Raw genomic sequence first — 941 nt, 5'->3', positions numbered from 1 at the left:
GCCGGCCTGAATCATACGAGAAAAATGCATTTTGGAATCCTCCGTGTCTGTTAAGCAGTGTCGGACGACGGCAGGAATATGGGCTGGGTAAATAGCGCCAGCAAGAGGTGGAGGAAGACTACATTGATAGTCTGATCCGGATATGAGCGTGTATAGGCGTCCACACCAGAGGGATCCGGATCGGTCCACACCGTCTCGTCGCATTCGCAGTCCGGGCTACCGACCCTTCGGCTTGCGGCCGCCACAGACGACGTCATCACCGCGCGCTCCACACCACTCGGATCGCCGCACGCAGCACCCGTCGCCCTCTTCTCGATGGCCAGCCTATAAAGACGGGCAACGTCGAGCACATGCGCTGCAGGCCAGAAATTGCTCCCATCTCCCACATAGGCGCAGGTCCCATTTGCACGAAAAATCTCGATCAGCGGTGTGATGAGCCCCTGCTTTGCCCTCTCGTGAACCTGGGGAAGCCGCACCACCGAAGCGCGGATAGAGACGATATGCGCGATCGTGCAGTGGCAATGTCAGTAACGTTTTGGTCTGCCACGTCCTTGGCTGATTGAGTTTTCGCATGTGCAGCATGGACGGATCTCAGGTATTACGGCGACCAATTCTCCAATGTGGATGGTCGTTGTCAGGGAGTCCAGCCAGATCAGGATCGATCATCTCACGATCCGCAACCCGGCCTCGTGCAGCAGACTGTCTCGATGACCGATCCCGTTGCTCCAGTAACATCAACGACCCCGCATATTCATGATGTGACCATAACAGATCTGACTGCGATAAATGCCAAGACAGCCGGCGTTGGGTTAGGTTTGCCCGAGGCAGCGATTGAGGGGATGACCTTGAGACATGTTCGGTTATCGGCCCAGAAAGGCCTTCAGCTTAGTCATGTTAGCGGACGTTCCTTTGGAGGCACGCTCACAGTCCAGACGCCTCCA

General features: G+C 56.4%; 1 pseudogene. It reads left to right on the top strand.

Annotated features, from left to right (window positions below):
- Positions 1 to 707 precede the first annotated feature (707 nt).
- A pseudogene (locus tag HK23_RS14835) lies at positions 708 to 941 on the top strand (glycoside hydrolase family 28 protein); the annotation flags it as partial.

Source organism: Acetobacter malorum, assembly GCF_002153605.1.
GTDB lineage: Bacteria > Pseudomonadota > Alphaproteobacteria > Acetobacterales > Acetobacteraceae > Acetobacter > Acetobacter malorum_A.
Note: the sequence above shows the minus strand (reverse complement) of the source record. Positions and strands in the feature narration are given on the sequence as shown.